Here is a 21,092-nt window from a genome sequence, read left to right as displayed (position 1 = left end):
GTGGTTTTCCAGGTCTGAAGCCCGCCGAAGACGGGCACCTCCGGGCAGGCATTGGTGTTCCAGGGCGAAAACGCCATCACGATCGACGACAAGGGCCGGCTGGCGATCCCGACCAGTTACCGGGACCTCGTGGCCGACGTCGGCGGCAACCGCCTGGTGGTGACCTACAACCCGTTCGAGTCCGGCAGCCTCTACATCTATCCCTACCCGGTGTGGGAGCGCGTGCGCGACCAGGTCAACGCGCTCCCGCGCACCCGTTCGGTCAACCGCCAGCTGCAGCTCAAGCTGGTCGGCGCGGCCACCTTCGTCGAGCCCGACGCCAACGGCCGCATCGGCATCCCCGCCAGCCACCGCAACGCGGTCGGCATCGAGAAGAAGGCGGTACTGGTGGGCATGGGCGAGAAGTTCGAGCTCTGGAGCGAGCAGGCGCACCTCGCGCAGATCCGGCAGACGCTTGGCGACGCGGACCTGGGCGACGACCTGGTCGAGCTGCAGCTGTGACGGAGGGGCGCGCGGAAGCCCGGTCCGCGCACCTTCCGGTGATGTTCGAGCAGGTCATGGAAGGGCTGCGGGTGCTGGAGGACGGAACCTACCTGGATGGCACGTTCGGGCGCGGAGGCCACGCGCGCGGCGTGCTGGAGCGGTTGGGTAGCGGAGGCAGGCTGCTGCTGATGGACAAGGATCCCGAAGCGATTGCGGAGGCCGGGCGCGCGTTCGGCGCCGACGCGCGCGTCGCGATCCGCCGCGGCAGCTTCGCCGACATGGGCGCGTGGGACCTGGCCCGCCAGGGCCTCGACGGCGTGCTGCTCGACCTGGGCGTGTCCTCGCCGCAGCTCGACGTCGCCGAGCGCGGTTTCAGCTTTGGCAAGGACGGCCCGCTCGACATGCGCATGGACCCCGATTCCGGCGAGAGCGCGGCGCAGTGGCTGGCGCGCGCCGACGAGCGCGAGATCGCCGACGTGCTGTGGACCTACGGCGAGGAGCGGATGAGCCGGCGGATCGCGCGCGCGATCGTCGCCCGCCGCCGCGAACGTCCGCTCACCCGCACCGCCGAACTGGCCGAGCTGATCGCCTCGGTCGTGCCTCGCGGCCGCAGCGACACCCACCCGGCCACGCGCTCGTTCCAGGCGATCCGGATCCACGTCAACCGCGAGCTCGAGGACCTCGAGCGCGGCCTCGACGCGGCCCACGACGCGCTGCGCCCGGGCGGGCGGCTGGCGGTGATCAGCTTCCATTCGCTCGAGGACCGCATCGTCAAGCAGTTCATCGCCGCGCGCGCCAAGGCGCCGCCGGGCAACCGCCGCCTGCCCGAGGCCACCGGCTTCGCGCCGACCCTGCGCGCGGTGGGCGCGGCCCGGAAGGCGGACGAGCGCGAGCTGGCCGCCAACCCGCGCGCCCGCAGCGCGGTGCTGCGCGTGGCCGAGAAGCTCCCGGCGGCGCAGGAGGCGCGTCCATGATGCGCCTGGCCATCATCGTGCTGGTCGTGGCCAACGTGATCACCGCGATCGGCGTGGTGCACGCGCGCCACCAGCACCGCGAACTGTACGTGCAGCTGACCCGGCTCGAGCGCGAGCGCGACGAGCTGGACATCGAGTTCGGCCGGCTCCAGCTCGAGCAGGCCACGTGGGCGGAGAGCAACCGCATCGACCAGGTGGCGCGCACGCGCCTGGGCATGCGGTTCCCGGCCACCGGCGAGATCGTGGTGGTGCGGCCATGAGGTTCGTGCGCAGCGCCTCCGGCAGCGCCAAGAAGCCGCGTCCGCGCGCGCAGTTCAACCTGCGCGGGCGGCTGATGCTGGTCGCCGGCGCGATGGGCCTGTGCGCGGTCGCGCTGGTGGTGCGCGCGGTCGACCTGCAGCTGGTGGACAACGACTTCTACCAGCGCAAGGCCGACGCGCGCTTCCTGCGCGAGGTGCCGATCCCGACCTCGCGCGGCATGATCACCGACCGCAATGGCGAGCCGCTGGCGGTGTCCTCGCCGGTCGAGTCGCTGTGGGCCAACCCGCAGGAGCTGGCCAACGACCCGGAGGCGATCGCGCGCCTGGCCGAGGCCACCAACCTGCCGCTGGACTACCTCACGCGCTACGTCTCGCAGCGCAAGGACAAGGAGTTCATGTACGTGCCCGGGCACCGCCGGATCAACCCGGCGGTGGCGCAGAAGATCCTGGCGCTGAAGATCCCGGGCGTGTTCTCGCAGCGCGAGTTCCGCCGCTTCTACCCGCAGGGCGAGGCGGTCGCGCACGTGCTCGGCTTCACCAACATCGACGACCAGGGCCAGGAAGGCGTCGAACTGGCTTTCGACGAGTGGCTGCGCGGCAAGCCCGGCCTGCAGAAGGTGATCCGCGACCGCCACGGCCGGATCGTCGAGCACGTCGATCTGGTGCGCCCGGCCGAGCCGGGCAAGGACCTGGTGCTGAGCATCGACCGCCGGATCCAGTTCCTCGCCTACCGCGAACTCAAGCGCACCCTGCTCGAGACCCGCGCCGCGAGCGGCTCGGTGGTGATCCTGGACGTGGCCACCGGCGAAGTGCTGGCGATGGCCAACCTGCCGTCCTACAACAACAACAAGGTCAGCGGCGAGAACCGCGACGCCTACCGCAACCGCGCGGTCACCGACCTGTTCGAGCCCGGCTCGACCATGAAGCCGCTGACCGTGGCCGCGGGGCTCGAGGCCGGCGTCATCACGCCGGCCACGCGCATCGACACCAATCCCGGCTGGATCCCCAACGGCAAGTACCGCACCACCGACTTCCGCAACTACGGCGTGCTCGACGTCACCGGCGTCATCACCAAGAGCTCGAACGTGGGCGTGTCGAAGATCGTGCGGCTGATCCCGGACCGCCAGTTCGACGCCTTCCTGCGCCGCTTCGGTTTCGGTTCCAGCACCGGCAGCGGCTTCCCCGGCGAGGCGCCCGGCACGCTGCCCACGCCCGACCGCTGGAGCGGCACCCACAAGCAGACGCTTTCGTACGGCTACGGCCTGTCGGTGACCCCGCTGCAGATCGCGCGCGCCTACGCGGCGATCGGCAACGGCGGCTTGATGGTGACGCCGACCTTCGTCAAGGGCGGGCACAGCGGCGAGGCGGTGCGCGTGCTCGACGAGGACGTCGCGGCGAAGGTGATGCGGATGATGCAGACGGTCACCGAGCCGGGCGGCACCGCGACCCGCGCCGCGATCCTCGGCTACCACGTCGCCGGCAAGACCGGCACCGCGCGCAAGTCCGCCGCCGGCGGCTACTCGCGCCGGTACGTCGCCTACTTCGCCGGGCTGGTGCCGGTCGAGAAGCCGCGCTTCGCGGTGACGGTGGTGGTCAACGACCCCGATCCGTCCGCCGGCGGTTCGACCTACGGCGGTGGCTACGTGTCCGCGCCGCTGTTCGCGCGGGTGATGGAGGGCGCGTTGCGGCTGATGGACGTGCCGCCGGACGACATCGACACCTGGCTGGCCGCGCAGGCGGCCGACGAGGCGCGGCGCGCGCGCGTGCACGGCGCCGCGGCGCAGGCGGGAGGCGGGCAATGAGGCGCTCGATGCCGCTCGCCGGCCTGCTGCCCGACGTGGCCGGGATCCCGGAAGGCCTGGTGGTCACCGGGCTCGCGCTCGACAGCCGCGAACTGCAGCCGGGCCACGCCTTCATTGCCGTGGCCGGCTTCGGCCGCCATGGCCTGAACTTCGCCGAAGAGGCGCGCCGCGCCGGCGCGAGTGCGATCCTGTTCGAGCCGCCGGTACCCGGCGACGTCCCGCCGCCTCCATCCGGGGCGATCGCGGTGCCGGGCCTGCGCGCGCGCCTGGGCCAGCTCGCCGACACCTTCCACGACCGCCCCTCGGCGCGGATGACCACGATCGGCGTCACCGGCACCAGCGGCAAGACCTCGACCGTGCAGCTGCTGGCGCAGGCGCTGGAACTCAACAGCGTCCGGGCCGGCACCATCGGTACCCTCGGCGCCGGCCCCTACGGCCGCCCGCGACCGACCGGCTTCACCACGCCCCTGGTGCTCACCACCCACGCGCTGCTCGCCGAACTGCGCGACGAGGGCATGGACGCGGTGGCGATGGAAGTCAGCTCGCACGCGCTCGACCAGGGGCGCGTGGACGGCGTGCACTTCGCGGTGGCCGTGTTCACCAACCTCAGCCGGGACCATCTCGACTACCACCCCGACATGGCGCACTACGGGGCGACCAAGGCGCGCCTGTTCGCGATGCCCGGGCTGCGCGCGGCGGTGGTGAACCTGGACGACCCCTTCGGCCGCGGACTGCTGCCGGCCCTGCCGGACTCGCTCGAGGTGCTCGGCACCAGCGCCCGCGGCGCCGCGGACGCGGCGGTCCGCGCCACCGGCGTGGTCCTCGACGGCAACGGCCTGTCCTTCACCCTGCACATGGCCGGCCGCAGCTGGCCGGTGTCCTCGCCGCTGCTGGGGCGGTTCAACATCGACAACCTGCTGGTGGTGGCCGCGGTGATGCAGTCGCTGGGCCACGACCCGGACGGCATCGCCGCCACGCTCGGCCGGCTGCAGCCGATCCCGGGGCGCATGAACCGGCTCGGCGGCGGCGACCGGCCGCTGGTGGTGGTCGACTACTCGCACAAGCCCGACCCGCTGGAACAGGCGCTGCAGTCGCTGCGCGACCACCTGCAGGGCCGCCTGGTGTGCGTGTTCGGCTGCGGCGGCGAACGCGACGCCGGCAAGCGCCCGGTGATGGCCGCGATCGCCGAGCGCCTGGCCGACGAGGTGGTGGTCACCGACGACAATCCGCGCCACGAGGACGGCGACGCGATCGTCGCAGGGATCATGGCCGGCTTCGCCCACCCCGAGCGGGTGCGGGTCGAGCGCGACCGCCGCGCCGCGATCACGGGCGCGATCACGCGCGCGCGCGCCGGCGACATCGTCCTGGTCGCCGGCAAGGGCCACGAGGACTACCAGGAAGTCGCCGGGGTCAAGCACCCGTTCGACGACACCCGCGTCGCGCGCGAGGCGCTGCACGCGATGCTGGCGGAGACCGCGCGATGAAGCCGCTGCCGCTCTCCCGGATCGCGCAGTGGGCCGGCGGCCGCCTGGTGGGCGCCGGCGCCGCCGCCGACGTGCTGATCGACGCGGTCGAGACCGATACCCGCACCCTCGACGCGCGCGACGGCCGCGCCGCGCTGTTCATCGCGCTCCGGGGCGTGAACTTCGACGGCCACGACCACGTCGCGGCCGCCGCCGCGCAGGGCGCGCGCGCGGCGATGGTCTCGCGCGAGGTCGACGCGCCGCTGCCGCAGGTGCTGGTGGCCGACACCGAGCGCGCGCTGGGCGCGCTGGCCGCCGCGATCCAGCGCGGCCGCCGCGGCCGGGTGGTCGGCATCACCGGCAGCAACGGCAAGACCAGCGTCAAGCAGCTGGCGCTCGCGATCGCCTCGCGCGCCATGCGCGCCCACGCCAACCCCGGCAACCGCAACAACGAGATCGGCCTGCCGCTGTCGGTGATCGAGGCGCCGGACGACGTCGATGTCGCGATCTACGAGATGGGCGCCGGCAAGCGCGACGACATCGCCTACCTGACCGCGATCGCGCGCCCGCACGTGGCCGTGGTCAACAACGTCGCCCCGGCGCACCTGGAGCGCATGCGGAGCCTGATGGGCATCGCCGAGACCAAGGGCGCGATCTACGAGGCGCTGCCGCACGACGGCACCGCGGTGATCAACGCCGACGACGCCTTCGCGCCGTACTTCGCCGGCCGGGCCCAGGGCCGGCGCATCATCCGCTTCGGCCTGGAAGCCAGCGCCGACGTCACCGCGCGCGAGGTCGAATGCGGCGACGGCGAGTCGCGCTTCACCCTGGCCACGCCGGCCGGCAGCGTCGGCGTGCGCCTGCCGCTGCCGGGTCGCCACAACGTCGCCAACGCGCTGGCCGCGACCTCGGTCGCGCTTGCGCTCGGCGTGCCGCTGGACACGATCGCGCTGGCGCTGTCGGAAGCCGAGCCGGTGAAGGGGCGCCTGGTGCGCCATCGCCTGGCCAACGGCGCGATGCTGATCGACGACAGCTACAACGCCAACCCCGGTTCGCTCAACGCCGCCATCGACACCCTGGCCGCCGCCGCGGGCGAGAACTGGCTGGTGCTCGGCGACATGCGCGAGCTCGGCGCGGACGGCGAGGCGCTGCACGCCGAGGCCGGCCGCCGCGCGCGCCGCGCGGGGATCGCGCGCCTGTACGCGATCGGGCCGCTGAGCCGCGCCGCGGCCGAGGCCTTCGGCGAGGGCGGGCGACACTTCGACGACCACGGCGCGCTGGTCGACGCGCTACGGGTCGACCTGCACGCCGGCGTGCGGGTGCTGGTGAAGGGGTCGCGCGGCAGCGCGATGGACCGCGTGGTCGACGCACTGCTGCCGGAAACGGGGGAACACGATGCTGCTTGAACTCACCCGCTGGCTGCAGCAGCACGAGGGCCTGTTCGGCCTGTTCGGCTACCTGACCTTCCGCGGCATCCTCGCCGCGCTGACCGCGCTGTTCCTGTCGCTGTGGTGGGGCCCGGCGGTGATCCGCAAGCTCGCCCAGTACAAGGGCGGCCAGCCGATCCGCCAGGACGGCCCGCAGTCGCACTTCTCCAAGGCCGGCACCCCGACCATGGGCGGGGCGCTGATCCTGATCACGGTCAGCGCCGCGGTGCTGATGTGGGGCGACCTGCGCAACAAGTACGTGTGGGTGGTGCTGCTGGTGATGGTGGCCTTCGGCGCGATCGGCTGGTACGACGACTGGATCAAGATCGTCAGGCGCGACCCGAACGGCCTGAAGTCGCGCTGGAAGTACCTGCTGCAGTCGATCTTCGGTCTCGCCGCCGGCCTGTATCTGTTCCTGTACGCGGACGTGCCGGCGGCGACGACCTTCTACGTGCCGCTGTTCAAGTCGGTGGCGCTGCCGCTGGCGGGGATCAGCTTCGTGGCGATCGCCTACTTCTGGATCGTCGGGTTCTCAAACGCGGTCAACCTCACCGACGGCCTCGACGGCCTGGCGATCATGCCCACGGTGCTGGTCGCCGGCGGCCTCGCGGTGTTCGCCTACGCCTCGGGCCACGCCGAGTTCTCGCGCTACCTGCAGATCCCGCCGGTGCCCGGCGCCGGCGAACTGACCATCATCTGCGCCGCGATCGCCGGCGCGGGCCTGGGTTTCCTGTGGTTCAACACCTACCCGGCGATGGTGTTCATGGGCGACATCGGCGCGCTGGCGCTGGGCGCGGTGCTCGGCACGATGGCCGTGATCGTGCGCCAGGAACTGGTGCTGGTGGTCATGGGCGGCATCTTCGTCATCGAGACGCTGTCGGTGATGATCCAGGTCGCCAGCTTCAAGCTCACCGGCAAGCGCGTGTTCCGCATGGCGCCCATCCACCACCACTTCGAGCTCAAGGGCTGGCCGGAGCCGCGCGTGATCGTGCGCTTCTGGATCATCTCGGTGATCCTCGTCCTGGTCGGCCTTGCAACGCTGAAGGTGCGCTGATGGCCGTGACCGCCGACTCCCGCATGTTCGAAGGCAGCGGCCAGGCGACCCGCCTGGACGCCATCGAAGGCCGCTACGATGGCTGGCTGATGGGCGTGGCGCTGGCGCTGGCGGCGTTCGGCGTGGTGATGGTCGCCTCGGCCTCGATCGCGGTGGCCGGCAACCACGGCCAAGGCCCGTTCTACTACCTGTTCAAGCACGTGGTGTTCCTCGCCGCCGGCATCGTGCTGTGCGCGGTGGCCATGCGCACCGACCTGAAGCTGGTCGAGAAGTACCCGCACGGCCTGCTGGTGGCCTGCATCGTGCTGCTGGCGCTGGTGTTCCTGCCCGGCCTCGGGGTCACGGTCAACGGCGCGCGCCGCTGGATCACCTTCGGGGTGGCGAACTTCCAGGTGGTCGAGGCGGCGAAGGTGCTCTACCTGGTGTGGCTGGCCAGCTACCTGGTGCGCTTCCGCGACGAGGTCAACGCGACCTGGACGGCGATGCTCAAGCCGATCGGCGTGGCCCTGGTGATGGTGCTGATGCTGCTGGTCCAGCCGGACTTCGGCTCGGCCACCATGCTGCTGGCGGTGACCGCGTGCATGCTGGTGCTCGGCGGCGGCCACCTGAAGCGGATGGCGGTGCCGGTGCTGTGCCTGCTGCCGGCGCTGGTGGCCGTGGCGGTGATCGAACCCTACCGGCTGCGCCGCATCACCTCGTTCTGGAACCCGTGGGAAGACCAGCTCGGCGCCGGCTACCAGCTGAGCAACGCGCTGATGGCGATCGGCCGCGGCGAGCTCACCGGCGTCGGCCTGGGCGCCTCGATCCAGAAGCTGTCCTACCTGCCCGAGGCGCACACCGACTTCATCTTCTCGGTGATCGCCGAGGAGCTGGGCTTCATCGGCGTGCTGGCCGTGATCGGGCTGTTCGCGGCCCTGGTCGGGCGTGCGCTGTGGATCGGCTACCGCTGCGTCGAGATGCGCCGCCACTTCGCCGGCTACGTCGCCTTCGGCGTGGCCCTGACCATCGGCCTGCAGGCGCTGGTGTCGATCGGCGTCAACCTCGGCCTGCTGCCGACCAAGGGACTGACCCTGCCGCTGGTCTCGGCCGGCGGCTCGAGCGTGATGATGACCTGCCTGGCGATTGGCCTGCTGCTGCGCGTGTCCTACGAACTCGACCGCGCCCAGCGCCAGGTGGCGCGCCTGCGCGGGGAGGGCGCCCGCGCGCCGGGCGGCGAAGGCCCGCCGCCGCCGCCGACCTCGCAGCCGCCGCCGTCCGCGCTCGCCGGCGTCCGCGGCACCAGCCGCCTGCGCCCGCGCATCGAACCGACCCTGGGCCGGGGTCCGACCGGCTTCGGAAGGACGCCGTGATCCGCCGCCTGCTCGCCGCCCGCGACCTGACCAAGGAGGGCATCGCCCGCTCGTTCTCGCGCGTGCATTTCGTCGGCGTCGGCGGCGCCGGCATGAGCGGCATCGCCGAGGTGCTGTGCACGCTCGGCTACAGGGTCTCGGGTTCGGACACCGCAGACAACGCCACCACCCGGCGCCTGGCCGAGCTGGGCGTGACCGTGCACCGCGGCCACGCCGCGGCCAACGTCCTCGGCTGCGACTGCGTGGTGGTGTCGAGCGCGATCCGGCCGGACAACCCCGAGCTGATGGAAGCGCGCTCGCAGCGCATCCCGATCGTGCCGCGCGCCGAGATGCTGGCCGAGCTGATGCGCTTCCGCCGCGGGATCGCGGTCGCCGGCACCCACGGCAAGACCACCACCACCTCGCTCACCGCGAGCGTGCTGGCCGAAGGCGGGCTCGACCCGACCTTCGTGATCGGCGGCCAGCTGCTCGCGGCCGGCGCCAACGCGCGACTGGGCGGCGGCGACTGGCTGGTGGCCGAGGCCGACGAGAGCGACGGCAGCTTCCTGCGCCTGAACCCGCTGATCGCGGTGGTCACCAACATCGACGCCGACCACCTCGAGAACTACGGCGGCGACTTCGCCCGGGTCCAGGCGGCGTTCTCCGAGTTCCTGCACCGGCTGCCGTTCTACGGCCTGGCGGTGCTGTGCATCGACGATCCCGAAGTCGCGCGCCTGGCCGAGGACATGCCGCGCCACGCGATGACCTACGGCGTCTCCGCGGCCGCCGACGTGCGCGCAGAGGACGTGTCGCAGCACGGCACCGCGATGCACTTCACCCTGTGCCTGCCGGACGGCTCGCGCACGCCGGTGACCCTGGCGCTGCCCGGCCGCCACAACGTGCTCAATGCGCTGGCCGCGGCCGCGATCGGCTGGCAGCTGGGCGTGGAGACCGCGCAGATCGCCGCGGCGCTGGAGAAGTTCCAGGGCATCGGCCGCCGCTTCAACCTGCTGGCCTCGCTGCGCACCGCGCAGGGCGCGCAGGTGCAGCTGGTCGACGACTACGGCCACCATCCGCGCGAACTCGCCGCGGTGTTCGAGGCCGCGCGCGGCGGCTGGCCCGACCGGCGCCTGGTGGTGGCGTTCCAGCCCCACCGCTACACGCGCACGCGCGACCAGTTCGACGATTTCGCCGCGGTGCTGTCGGACGTCGACGCGCTGGTCCTGACCGAGGTGTATCCGGCCGGCGAGGCGCCGATCGCCGGCGCCGACGCCAAGGCCCTGGCGCGCGCGATCCGGGCCCGCGGACGCATCGATCCGGTGGTGGTCAACAGCGCCCAGGAGCTGCGCGAGGTGCTGCCCGACGTGCTGCTCGACGGCGACCTGCTGCTGATGATGGGCGCCGGCGACATCGGCCATGCCGCCCAGCAGCTGGCGCGCGAAGGTTTCCCGGAGGCCGCGCGATGAGCCTGGCCATCCCCGCGCTGCGCGTCACCGACCCGGCCGCCTTCGGCCGCGTGGCGGTGCTGATGGGCGGCACCAGCAGCGAGCGCGAAGTCTCGCTGCAGTCCGGCCAGGGCGTGCTTGAAGCGCTGCGTTCGCGCGGCGTGGACGCCCGCCCGGTGGACGGCATCCCGGCCCTGGTCGAAGCCATCCGCGCCGGCACGGTCGACCGCGTGTTCAACATCCTCCACGGCAACCGCGGCGGCGGCGAGGATGGCGTGGTCCAGGGCCTGCTCGAGGCGCTGGGCGTGCCGTACACCGGCCCCGGCGTGCTGGGCAGCGCGCTGAGCATGGACAAGATCCGCACCAAGCAGGTGTGGATCGCCGAAGGCCTGCCGACCCCGCGCTTCGCGCGCGTGCCGGCCGGCGGCGACCTGCGCGCCGCGATCGCGCAGGTCGGGCTGCCGGCGTTCGTGAAGCCCTCGTGCGAGGGATCGAGCGTGGGCGCGGCGCGCGTGGTGGGCGACGACGACGTCGCCCATGCGGTCGCCGTCGCGCGCGACTACGGCGGCGAGATGCTGGTCGAGGAGATGGTGGTGGGCGACGAGCTCACCGTGGCCATTCTCGGCGACGTCGCCCTGCCCTCGATCCGGATCGTGCCCGCCGGCGAGTGGTACGACTACAACGCCAAGTACATCGCCGACGACACCCGCTACCTGTGCCCGGGCCTGGACGAGGCGGGCGAGCGCGCGGCCGGCGAACTGGCGCTCGCGGCGTTCGTCGCCGCCGGCTGCAGCGGCTGGGGTCGCGTGGACCTGATGCGCGAGCGCGACAGCGGCCGCCTGCTGCTGCTGGAAGTGAACACCGCCCCGGGCATGACCAGCCATTCGCTGGTGCCCAAGGCCGCGGCGCAGGTGGGCATCGACTACGCCGAGCTGTGCTGGCGCGTGCTGGAGCAGACCGTATGAACGGACCGCTCCGCCGCATCCTCCAGGTGGGCGCATGGGCACTGGCCCTGGCGGTGGTCGCGCTGCCGGTGGTGGCGCTGGTCAACGGCTGGATCGGCGCCGAGCGCTGGCCGCTGCGCACGCTGCGCGTGACCGAGGGCCTGGAGCGGGTGGACGTGGCGCGCCTGCGCCAGGTGGTGGCGCCGCATGCCGCCTCCGGCTTCTTCGCGATCCGCCTCGACCAGGTGCAGGCCGACGTCGCGCGGCTGCCGTGGGTGGAGCGGGTCGAGGTGCGCAAGCTGTGGCCGGACGTGCTCGAGGTGCGCATCTCCGAGCACCGCCCGTTCGCGCGCTGGGGCGCCGACCGCCTGCTCTCGGAGCAGGGACGCCTGTTCCCGGTCGAGGGCATCGAGGTGCCGGAGGGCCTGCCCGAGCTCGACGGCCCCGATGCGCGCGTGGCCGACGTGGTGGCGCTCTACAACCAGGCCCGGGAGATGTTCGTGCCCGGCGGCCTGTCGGTGCGCCGGCTGGTGCTCGACCGCCGCGACAGCTGGTCGCTGGTGCTGGACAACGGCATCGAAGTGACGATCGGCAAGCAGGAAGCGCGGTTGCGCCTGCAGCGCTTCGCGCGCGTGCTGCCGCAGCTGCTGGCGCGCAGCGCGCAGGTGCTGCGCCGCGCCGACCTCCGCTACACCAACGGCTTCGCCCTGGAATGGGGCGAGCCCGGACCTGCCGGCGGCGACGCGGGCGGGGGCGGCGCGCTGGCGTCGCTCACCCGCCACGACGCGCCGACCGGCCTGCGTTCCCCCCTCGTGAATCCCGGCTCCCGCACATGAACCGCAAAGGCGACAAGGCCCTCATCGTCGGACTCGACATCGGCACCTCCAAGGTGGTGGCGCTGGTGGGCGAGTACTCCCCCGGCAACCCGATCGAGGTGATCGGCATCGGCAGCCACGAATCGCGCGGCCTCAAGCGCGGCGTGGTGGTCGACATCGAATCCACCGTGCAGTCGATCCAGCGCGCGATCGAGGAGGCCGAGCTCATGGCCGGCTGCGAGATCCGCAGCGTGTACGCCTCGATCTCCGGCAACCACGTCCAGTGCCGCAACTCCAACGGCATCGTCCCGATCCGCGACGGCGAGGTGACCTGGGCCGACCTCGACCGCGTGCTCGACGCGGCCAAGGCGGTGGCGATCCCGGCCGACCAGAAGATCCTGCACGCGATCCCGCGCGAGTACGTGCTCGACGACTCGCAGGAAGGCATCCGCAACCCGGTCGGCATGACCGGCGTGCGCCTGGAGGTGCACGCGCACCTGGTCGTGTGCGCGCAGTCGGCGGCGGCCAACATCAGCAAGTGCGTGCAGCGCTGCGGCCTGCAGATCGACGACCTGGTGCTGTCCTCGCTGGCCTCGAGCACCGCGGTGCTCACCGGCGACGAGCGCGAGCTCGGCGTGGTGCTGGTGGACATGGGCGCGGGCACCACCGACCTGGCGGTGTTCGTGCACGGCGCGATCTGCCACACCGCCTCGCTGCCGATCGCCGGCGACAAGGTCACCGAGGACATCGCGCACATGCTGCGCACGCCCACGCCCGAGGCCGAGCAGATCAAGGTCCGGTACGCCTGCGCGCTGGCGCAGCTGGCCACCAGCGAGGAATCGATCCAGGTGCCGAGCGTGGGCGACCGCCCGCCGCGCCGCCTGCCGCGCCAGGCGCTGGCGCAGGCGGTGCAGGCCCGCTACGAGGAGATCTTCGAGATGGTCCAGGCCGAGCTGCGCCGCTCCGGCTTCGAGCAGCACGTGCGCGCCGGCATGGTGCTCACCGGCGGCGCCGCGAAGATGGAAGGCGTGGTCGAGCTGGCCGAGGAGATGCTGCAGATGCCGGTGCGCGTGGGCATCCCGCAGCACGTCACCGGCCTGGGCGAAGTGGTCAACAACCCGGTCCACGCCACCGGCGTGGGCCTGCTGCTGATGGGCAGCCAGATCGAGAACCCGCGCCGTCCGTCGCTGCCGACGGGCAAGGCCGGGACGCTGTTCAAGAAGCTGAGCACCTGGTTCCGGGGCGAGTTCTGAGCCCCCGGGCGGGAACGGGACACGGGGAGAAGCCGGCGGTGCCGGGAGATGCGAAGGGCGGAGGGAGCAGGGCAGCAGCAAGTCGGTCAACAGTCAGTCGAAACAGACAGCAACAGCAACAGCAACAGCAACAAAGGCCACAAGGCGTCACCCGATAACAACGCCGGCGATGAGCGGAACGGAAACGGCAGGAACCGCGTCCGGACCCCAATCCCGGCACAAACCGAGGACTAGGACATGGCACATTTCGAACTCGTGGAAAAGATGGCCCCGAATGCCGTCATCAAGGTGATCGGCGTGGGCGGCGGCGGCGGCAACGCGGTCGCGCACATGGTCAACAGCAGCGTCGACGGCGTGGAATTCATCACCGCCAATACCGACGCGCAGGCGATCCGCAACTGCGGCGCCAAGCTGCAGCTGCAGCTCGGCTCCAGCGTCACCAAGGGCCTGGGCGCGGGCGCCAACCCCGAAGTCGGCCGCCAGGCCGCGCTCGAGGACCGCGAGATCATCATGGACGCGCTGCAGGGCGCCGACATGGTGTTCATCACCGCGGGCATGGGCGGCGGCACCGGCACCGGCGCGGCGCCGGTCGTCGCGCAGCTGGCCAAGGAGATGGGCATCCTCACCGTGGCCGTGGTGACCAAGCCGTTCCCGTTCGAGGGCCGTCGCCGCATGCAGGTCGCGCTCAAGGGCATCGAGGACCTCTCGGCGCACTGCGACTCGCTGATCACGATCCCGAACGAGAAGCTGATCACCGTGCTCGGCCGCAACGCCACCATGATCCAGGCGTTCCGCGCCGCCAACGACGTGCTGCTCGGCGCGGTGCAGGGCATCGCCGACCTGATCGTGCGCCCGGGCCTGATCAACGTCGACTTCGCCGACGTGCGCACCGTCATGTCCGAGATGGGCCTGGCGATGATGGGCACCGGACACGCCCGCGGCGACGACCGCGCCCAGGCCGCGGCCGAGGCGGCGATCCAGAACCCGTTGCTCGACGACGTCAACCTGGCCGGCGCCAACGGCATCCTGGTCAACATCACCGCCGGCCCGGACTTCACCATGAGCGAGTTCGACGAAGTCGGCCGCACCGTGGAGAACTTCGCCAGCGAGGACGCGACCATCGTGATCGGCACCGTGCTCGACCCCGACATGGCCGACGACGTGCGCGTGACCGTGGTGGCCACCGGCCTCAACCGCGCCGCGGGGCGCCAGCCGATCCGCGACACCGGGTTCGAGGGCGCCACCGGCCGCCGCCCGAACGTGCAGCTGGTCAACACCGGCCGCCGCGACGGCACCACCGGCATGTTCATCGACGATCCGGTCGAGGCGTTCAACAGCGGCGCGGGCATCGCCGGCGCGCTGCGCGGCCGCTCGGCGGCGGCGGAGCCGGCCGCCCCGGCGCCGGCGGTGGCCGATTTCGGCGACAGCAACTACCTCGACATCCCGGCGTTCCTGCGCCGCCAGGCGGACTGACCGCGGGTCCGCCAGGCCCGTCCCCGCGCTGGCGGGGGCGGGCGCCATGTCCGATTCCGCCGCCGGGCCAGTGCCGGCCCGGCGGCCTTTCGGGCGATCCGCGGCGCGTGGCCGCTAGAATCCAGTTCAGGCCGCGTGATGATAATCTGGGACGTTGCCCGGCGACGGGGAACTCCTGCAATCAGGCCGTGACCCGATGCCGCAGCAACGCACCATCAAGAACGTGATCCGCGCCACCGGCGTGGGCCTGCACAGCGGTGAGAAGGTGTTCCTCACCCTGCGCCCGGCCCCGCCCGACACCGGCATCGTGTTCCGCCGCGTGGACCTGGACCCGGTGGTGGAGATCCCCGCCTCGGGCGACCTGGTCACCGAAACCACCCTCTGCACCGGCCTGAGCTGCGAAGGCGCCAAGGTGCAGACCGTCGAGCACCTGATGTCGGCCCTGGCCGGCCTGGGCGTCGACAACCTCTACGTCGAGCTGTCCGCGGCCGAGGTGCCGATCATGGACGGCTCCTCGGGCCCGTTCGTGTTCCTGCTCCAGTCGGCCGGCATCGTCGAGCAGGGCGTGCCCAAGCGCTTCATCCGGATCAAGCGCCCGATCGAGGTGCGCGAGGGCGACAAGATCGCCCGTTTCGAGCCCTACGACGGCTTCCGCCTGGGTTTCACGGTCGATTTCGACCACCCGGCGATCCCCAAGTCGCGCTCGCGGGCGGAGATCGAGTTCTCGACCGAGAACTACATCCGTGAGGTCAGCCGCGCCCGCACCTTCGGCTTCATGCGCGACCTCGAATACATGCGCGAGCGCAACCTCGGCCTCGGCGGATCGATGGACAACGCGATCGTGCTCGACGAGTTCCGGGTGCTCAACGACGACGGCCTGCGCTACGCCGACGAGTTCGTGCGCCACAAGATCCTCGACGCCATCGGCGACCTGTACCTCGCCGGCCGCCCGATCCTGGGCGCGTTCGAGGGCTACAAGTCCGGCCACGCGCTCAACAACAAGCTGGTGCGCGCGCTGCTGGCCGACCGCGAAGCCTGGGAGGAAGTGAGCTTCCCGGTCGAGGCCCCGGCCCCGCTGGCCTACGGCGCCCCGCTGACAGCCTGACCTGTCCCCGCCCGGGGGTTGCCCCGGGGACGCACCCCGTCGCAATCCTGCCGAGGGCCCGTTCGGCCCGCGGTCATGCGGCCGTCACATTTCACGCGACGAAGTCGCGGATGTAACCTTTTCTTAACGAAATCAGCCCATTCCGGCCGGGCAGGTTAACGCTTTGTGCAGACGGGGCCGCTAGGATGCGCTGTCCGCGTGGGCCGGCAGGACGGTCGGGAACCCCCACGCGCATGCCGGCAGGTCAGTCCTCCGGATCCGCGCCGGGCGCGGGATCCCCGAGGGCGGCCAGTGCGGCGCGGAGGGCTTCTTCCGTGGCCGCGGACGGTCCGCCGGAGCGACGCGCCTGGGGGCGCGGGCTGCCGGCAGGGAGTTGCAGCGGTTCCCGGGTCGTCCGGATGGCGACCTCGCGCACTTCCAGTCCGAGGGATCGGGCGACGTCGATCAGGTCCGGTGCGGCCAGGCGCAGCCTGGCGTGCCAGACGGGGGAATCGACGAGCATGACCAGCCTGCCGTCGGCCACGTTGGCCAGCCGCACATGCGGCGCCAGCGCCTCCGGCAGGAGGGGACGCAGCTGGCGGTCCAGCGCGTCGAGCCCCAGGGCGCGGCGCACCGGGTCGGCGGCGGTACCGGACAACAGTGCATCGAGTGCCGTCTGCATGGTCGCGGATCGCTCCGCACCGGCAGGCAACCTGGGCGAACTGGACCGCCGTGGCAAGGAACCAGACATAGGCTATGACTCTACACACAATCTCCGTGCAGGCGCTGTCGATCCTCCGGGCCCTGGGCCGCGACCTGCATGCACGCCTGGTTGCGCGGCCGGTGTCGGCCGCCATCGTCCTGGTCGGCACCGGCCTGTTGATGGGCGGCGCGATCAACGCGGCCAGCGTCAACCGCCTGCAGGAGCAGGTCAGTGGCCAGGCGCAGTCGCTCGAGGCGACCCGGCGCGAAGCCCAGCGCGAGGTCAACGCCCTCGCCACGCGCCTGGCCGAACTGCAGGCCCAGGCCAACCGCCTCAACGCGCTGGGCGAGCGCCTGACCCGGATCGCCAAGCTCGGCGACGGCGAGTTCGACTTCGCCCAGCCGGTCGGCATGGGTGGCGCCGAGCCCAGCCAGGACATGCCGGCGCGCGCGCTGGTCGAAGGGATGGACGCGGTCGAGGCCGGCTTCGCCCATTCCGGGCGCCAGCTGTCCGTGCTCGAGGCGCTGCTGTTCGACCAGGAACTCGAGCGCAACGCCGTTCCGTCGCGTTCGCCGGTGGAATCGGGCTACGTCACCTCCGGTTTCGGCGGGCGCGCCGACCCGTTCGGCGGCGGTCGCCAGTTCCACAAGGGCATCGATTTCCACGCCCGCACCGGCGACCCGGTGCTGGCGGTGGCCGACGGCGTGGTCAGCTTTTCGGGCGTGCGCAGCGGCTACGGCAACGTGGTCGAGGTGGACCACGGCAACGGCTTCGTGACCCGTTACGCGCACAACTCCCGCAACACCGTGAAGGTCGGCGACCTGGTCCGGGTGGGGCAGCAGGTCGCCAGGGCCGGCTCGACCGGCCGCTCCACCGGCGCCCACGTGCACCTGGAAGTCTGGGAGAACGGGCGCCTGCACAATCCGCGCAAGTTCCTGGAACTGGCCCGGAAGTAGCCCAGGCGATCCGCGGCGCCGTCCGCCCCGCGCACACCCGCGAGTCCCGCGAGTCCCGCGAGTTTCGAGAGTCCCCTGCAACTCCCTCCCCCGCGGGCGGGGGAGGGCTGGGGTGGGGGCAAGCCGGAACGCGTGACCGACTGGCGCCTGCGGGCGGCCCCCCTCCCATCCTCCCCCCGCGAGCGGGGGGAGGGGGAAGAAGCGCGATGCCGATGCGGGATGCCCGGTGCTCCCTCCCCCGCGAGCGGGGGGAGGGTTGGGGTGGGGGCAACCCGGAACGTGTGACCGACTGGCGCCTGCGGGCGGCCCCCCTCCCAGCCTCGCCCCGCGAGCGGGGGGAGGGGCAGGAAGCGCGGTGCTGGTGCGGGGCGTCAGCCCATGCTCCCTGCCCCGCCACGGGGAGGGGGGGCGCAGGGCGCGGGGGATGTTGGAGGCAAGCTCCTCCCCGCGAGCGGGGAGGGTGGATGGAGATGAAGCACGGGCCCGCCCCCCGTCCGCCGGCGCCCCGTCACGGTCTTGCAAACGCCCCCGGCCGCCACCACGGTACAATGCGCGTTGCCATCGAAAAGGGCGCCCTTGCGCCCTTTTTCATTGCCGGCGCGCCCGTTCCCGGCCCCCGGCCAGGCCCCCGTCACAGTTCTGGTACCCAAATGCTCAATCGCCTGCTCACCAGCGTCTTCGGCAGCCGCAACGACCGCCTCCTCAAGCAGCTGGGCGGGATCGTCAAGAAGATCAACGCCCTCGAGCCGCAGATGCAGGCCCTCTCGGACGCCGAGCTGCAGGCCAAGACCACCGAGTTCCGCGAGCGGGTGGCCAAGGGCGAGTCGCTCGACAAGCTCCTGCCCGAGGCCTTCGCCGTCTGCCGCGAGGCCAGCGTCCGCGTCCTGGGCATGCGCCACTACGACGTGCAGCTGATCGGCGGCATGGTCCTGCACATGGGCAAGATCGCCGAGATGCGCACCGGCGAGGGCAAGACCCTGGTCGCGACCCTGCCGGTGTACCTCAACGCCCTGGAAGGCAAGGGCGTGCACGTGGTCACCGTCAACGACTACCTGGCCCGCCGCGACGCCGCGCAGATGGGCGTGCTCTACAACTGGCTCGGCCTGTCGGTGGGCGTGGTCTACCCGGGCATGCCGCATTCGGACAAGCGCGCGGCCTACGGCGCCGACATCACCTACGGCACCAACAACGAGTTCGGCTTCGACTACCTGCGCGACAACATGGCCATGTCCAAGGCCGACCGCTACCAGCGCGGCCTGCACTACGCGATCGTGGACGAGGTCGACTCGATCCTGATCGACGAGGCCCGCACCCCGCTGATCATCTCCGGCCCGGCCGACGAGTCGCCCGAGCTCTACCTCAAGGTCAACCAGATCGTCCCGCAGCTGACCCGCCAGGAAGTCGAGGACGGCATCGGCGACTACTGGGTGGACGAGAAGGGCAAGCAGGTGCACCTGTCCGAGGCCGGCCAGGAGCACGCCGAGGAACTGCTGACCCGCGCCGGCATCATCGCCGCCGGCGACAGCCTGTACGCGCCGCACAACATCCACGTGGTCCACCACCTCAACGCCGCGCTGCGCGCGCACGCGCTGTTCCAGCGCGACGTCGACTACATCGTGCGCGACGGCGAGGTGATCATCGTCGACGAGTTCACCGGCCGCACCCTGCCGGGCCGCCGCTGGTCGGACGGCCTGCACCAGGCGGTCGAGGCGAAGGAGGGGGTGCCGGTCCAGCGCGAGAACCAGACGCTGGCCAGCATCACCTTCCAGAACCTGTTCCGCATGTACGGCAAGCTCGCCGGCATGACCGGCACCGCCGACACGGAAGCGTTCGAGTTCAGCAACATCTACGGCCTGGAAGTGGTGGTGATCCCCACCCATCGGCCGATGATCCGCGTCGACCATCCCGACGCCGTGTTCCTCAACCGCGCCGGCAAGTACCGCGCGGTCTGCCAGGAGATCAAGTCCTGCTACGAGCGCGGCCAGCCGGTGCTGGTGGGCACCACCTCGATCGAGGTGTCGGAGCTGCTGTCGCAGTTCCTGCGCGAGGAGAAGATCCCGCACGAGGTGCTCAACGCCAAGCAGCACGAGCGCGAGGCGCAGATCATCGCCCACGCCGGCCGCCCGAAGGCGGTGACCATCGCCACCAACATGGCCGGCCGCGGCACCGACATCGTGCTCGGCGGCTCGCTGCAGGCCGAGCTCGCCGCGCTGGGCGAGGACGCGTCCGAGGCCGACAAGGCGCGCGTGCGCGAGGAGTGGCAGCAGCGCCACGACGAAGTGGTCGCGCTGGGCGGCCTGCACATCATCGGCACCGAGCGCCACGAGTCCCGCCGCATCGACAACCAGCTGCGCGGCCGCTCCGGCCGCCAGGGCGACCCGGGGTCGAGCCGCTTCTACCTGTCGCTCGAAGACAACCTGATGCGCATCTTCGCCGCCGACTGGGTGCAGAAGGTGATGGCGCGGATGGGCCTGCAGGAGGACGACATCATCGAGTCGCCGCTGGTCTCGCGGCAGATCGCCAATGCCCAGCGCAAGGTCGAGGCGCACAACTTCGACATCCGCAAGAACCTGCTCGAGTTCGACGACGTCAACAACGACCAGCGCAAGGTGATCTACGGCCAGCGCAACGAGCTGCTCGAGGCCGAGAGCATCAAGGACAACATCGACGGCATCCGCGCCGACGTGGTGGCCGAGGTGGTCGAGCGCTTCGTGCCGCCCGACTCGATCGACGAGCAGTGGGACCTGCCCGGCCTGGAGGCGACCCTGGAGCAGGACTTCGGCCTGCGCCTGGACCTGCAGGGCATGGCCAGGGCCAGCCGCGAACTCGACGCCGAGGGCATCCAGGAGCACGTGCGCCGGGAGCTGGACCGCGTGTTCGAGGAGAAGGAGGCCCAGATCGGCTCCGAGACCATGCGCGTGCTCGAGAAGCACATCATGCTCAGCGTGCTCGACGAGAACTGGAAGCAGCACCTGGCGCGCATGGACTACCTGCGCCAGGGCATCCACCTGCGCGGCTACGCGCAAAAGCAGCCCAAGCAGGAGTACAAGCGCGAGGCGTTCGAGCTGTTCAGCGAGATGCTCGACAAGGTCAAGCGCGAGGTGATCATGCTGCTGGCGCGCGTGCGCGTGCGCACCGAGGAGGAGATGGCGGCGATCGAGGCGCAGGAGCGCGCCCAGGCGGAGGCGCGGCTGCGCCAGGCCCAGTTCCAGCATGCCGACGCCGGCGGCTACGGCGCCGACGAGGAAGCCGCGCAGCCCGACTACCAGCAGGGCCCGCGTGCGCCGATCGTGCGCGAAGGGGCCAAGATCGGCCGCAACGACCCGTGCCCCTGCGGCAGCGGCAAGAAGTACAAGCACTGCCACGGCCAGCTTTCCTGAGGACAGCGCCCCCTGCACCGACCGTCCGCCCGCCTCCAGCCTGAGCGCAGCCCCCGCCGCCGCGGGGGCAGGGCCGGGCACATGCCTGGTGGCGTGCTGGCGCTGCGCGCCCCCCTCCCGGCCTCCCCCGGCAAGCGGGGGGAGGGGCCAGGACCACTGACGGGCCGGCGGGAGGCGCGGACCAGGCGCCGGCCGCAGCCTGGCGCCGGCGCATCGCACGACGTTCCGCCCCCCATGCGCTGCAGCCC

General features: G+C 71.8%; 17 protein-coding genes. 16 read left to right on the top strand and 1 reads right to left on the bottom strand.

What is annotated here, in order from left to right:
• Positions 1-54: 54 nt before the first annotated feature.
• From mraZ to lpxC, 14 genes are all read left to right on the top strand, one after another.
• Positions 55-501, top strand: coding sequence for a division/cell wall cluster transcriptional repressor MraZ (gene mraZ / locus LUTJ29_RS0114765; protein ID WP_027073178.1), 447 nt, complete (start codon positions 55-57; stop codon positions 499-501).
• Positions 498-1,457 (top strand): 16S rRNA (cytosine(1402)-N(4))-methyltransferase RsmH, encoded by a 960-nt coding sequence (gene rsmH / locus LUTJ29_RS17765; RefSeq protein ID WP_043741706.1) that lies wholly within the window; start codon positions 498-500, stop codon positions 1,455-1,457. The genes mraZ and rsmH overlap by 4 nt, the downstream gene beginning before the upstream one ends.
• The gene (ftsL, locus tag LUTJ29_RS0114755; RefSeq protein ID WP_027073177.1) at positions 1,454-1,717 is read left to right on the top strand and encodes a cell division protein FtsL; all 264 of its coding nucleotides are present in this window, start codon (positions 1,454-1,456) and stop codon (positions 1,715-1,717) included. Before rsmH ends, ftsL begins: the two co-directional genes overlap by 4 nt.
• The gene (locus LUTJ29_RS17760; RefSeq protein WP_051323068.1) at positions 1,714-3,519 is read left to right on the top strand and encodes a penicillin-binding transpeptidase domain-containing protein; all 1,806 of its coding nucleotides are present in this window, start codon (positions 1,714-1,716) and stop codon (positions 3,517-3,519) included. Before ftsL ends, LUTJ29_RS17760 begins: the two co-directional genes overlap by 4 nt.
• Positions 3,516-5,003, top strand: a complete 1,488-nt coding sequence (locus LUTJ29_RS0114745) for a UDP-N-acetylmuramoyl-L-alanyl-D-glutamate--2,6-diaminopimelate ligase (protein WP_043741704.1) — start codon at positions 3,516-3,518, stop codon at positions 5,001-5,003. The genes LUTJ29_RS17760 and LUTJ29_RS0114745 overlap by 4 nt, the downstream gene beginning before the upstream one ends.
• Positions 5,000-6,388: a UDP-N-acetylmuramoyl-tripeptide--D-alanyl-D-alanine ligase gene (murF, locus tag LUTJ29_RS0114740; protein ID WP_027073175.1), complete on the top strand. Its 1,389-nt coding sequence runs from the start codon at positions 5,000-5,002 to the stop codon at positions 6,386-6,388. Before LUTJ29_RS0114745 ends, murF begins: the two co-directional genes overlap by 4 nt.
• Positions 6,378-7,463 carry a phospho-N-acetylmuramoyl-pentapeptide-transferase gene (mraY, locus tag LUTJ29_RS0114735; RefSeq protein ID WP_027073174.1) on the top strand — a complete coding sequence of 362 codons (1,086 nt, stop codon included), beginning with the start codon at positions 6,378-6,380 and terminating at the stop codon, positions 7,461-7,463. Before murF ends, mraY begins: the two co-directional genes overlap by 11 nt.
• Before the next feature lie 23 nt (positions 7,464-7,486).
• Positions 7,487-8,812, top strand: a complete 1,326-nt coding sequence (gene ftsW, locus LUTJ29_RS0114730; RefSeq protein ID WP_027073173.1) for a putative lipid II flippase FtsW — start codon at positions 7,487-7,489, stop codon at positions 8,810-8,812.
• Between the two features lie 26 nt (positions 8,813-8,838).
• Positions 8,839-10,257 carry a UDP-N-acetylmuramate--L-alanine ligase gene (murC, locus tag LUTJ29_RS0114725; RefSeq protein WP_232221234.1) on the top strand — a complete coding sequence of 473 codons (1,419 nt, stop codon included), beginning with the start codon at positions 8,839-8,841 and terminating at the stop codon, positions 10,255-10,257.
• On the top strand, positions 10,254-11,201 hold the full coding sequence (locus tag LUTJ29_RS0114720) for a D-alanine--D-alanine ligase (RefSeq protein WP_027073171.1): 948 nt from the start codon (positions 10,254-10,256) through the stop codon (positions 11,199-11,201). The genes murC and LUTJ29_RS0114720 overlap by 4 nt, the downstream gene beginning before the upstream one ends.
• Positions 11,198-12,016, top strand: a complete 819-nt coding sequence (locus LUTJ29_RS17755; protein WP_051323067.1) for a cell division protein FtsQ/DivIB — start codon at positions 11,198-11,200, stop codon at positions 12,014-12,016. The genes LUTJ29_RS0114720 and LUTJ29_RS17755 overlap by 4 nt, the downstream gene beginning before the upstream one ends.
• Positions 12,013-13,248 (top strand): cell division protein FtsA, encoded by a 1,236-nt coding sequence (gene ftsA, locus LUTJ29_RS0114710; RefSeq protein WP_027073170.1) that lies wholly within the window; start codon positions 12,013-12,015, stop codon positions 13,246-13,248. The genes LUTJ29_RS17755 and ftsA overlap by 4 nt, the downstream gene beginning before the upstream one ends.
• A 237-nt stretch (positions 13,249-13,485) precedes the next feature.
• Positions 13,486-14,721, top strand: a complete 1,236-nt coding sequence (gene ftsZ, locus LUTJ29_RS0114705; protein ID WP_027073169.1) for a cell division protein FtsZ — start codon at positions 13,486-13,488, stop codon at positions 14,719-14,721.
• A gap of 196 nt (positions 14,722-14,917) precedes the next feature.
• Positions 14,918-15,826, top strand: a complete 909-nt coding sequence (gene lpxC, locus LUTJ29_RS0114700) for a UDP-3-O-acyl-N-acetylglucosamine deacetylase (RefSeq protein ID WP_027073168.1) — start codon at positions 14,918-14,920, stop codon at positions 15,824-15,826.
• A 244-nt stretch (positions 15,827-16,070) separates the two neighbouring features.
• Here lpxC and LUTJ29_RS0114695 read toward each other — a convergent pair whose 3' ends face one another.
• Positions 16,071-16,487 (bottom strand): DUF721 domain-containing protein, encoded by a 417-nt coding sequence (locus LUTJ29_RS0114695; RefSeq protein WP_051323066.1) that lies wholly within the window; start codon positions 16,485-16,487, stop codon positions 16,071-16,073.
• Positions 16,488-16,687: 200 nt separating this feature from the next.
• On the opposite strand from LUTJ29_RS0114695, the gene LUTJ29_RS0114690 reads away from it, so the two are divergent.
• Entirely contained in the window at positions 16,688-17,464 is a 777-nt protein-coding gene (locus LUTJ29_RS0114690; RefSeq protein WP_343122692.1) for a peptidoglycan DD-metalloendopeptidase family protein, read from the top strand.
• 650 nt (positions 17,465-18,114) lie between these two features.
• On the top strand, positions 18,115-20,844 hold the full coding sequence (gene secA / locus LUTJ29_RS0114685) for a preprotein translocase subunit SecA (protein WP_027073165.1): 2,730 nt from the start codon (positions 18,115-18,117) through the stop codon (positions 20,842-20,844).
• The last annotated feature ends 248 nt before the right edge of the window (positions 20,845-21,092 follow it).

Origin of the sequence: Luteimonas sp. J29 (assembly GCF_000472505.1) — a bacterium.
In the GTDB taxonomy this organism is placed as follows: domain Bacteria; phylum Pseudomonadota; class Gammaproteobacteria; order Xanthomonadales; family Xanthomonadaceae; genus Luteimonas.
Note: the sequence above shows the minus strand (reverse complement) of the source record. Positions and strands in the feature narration are given on the sequence as shown.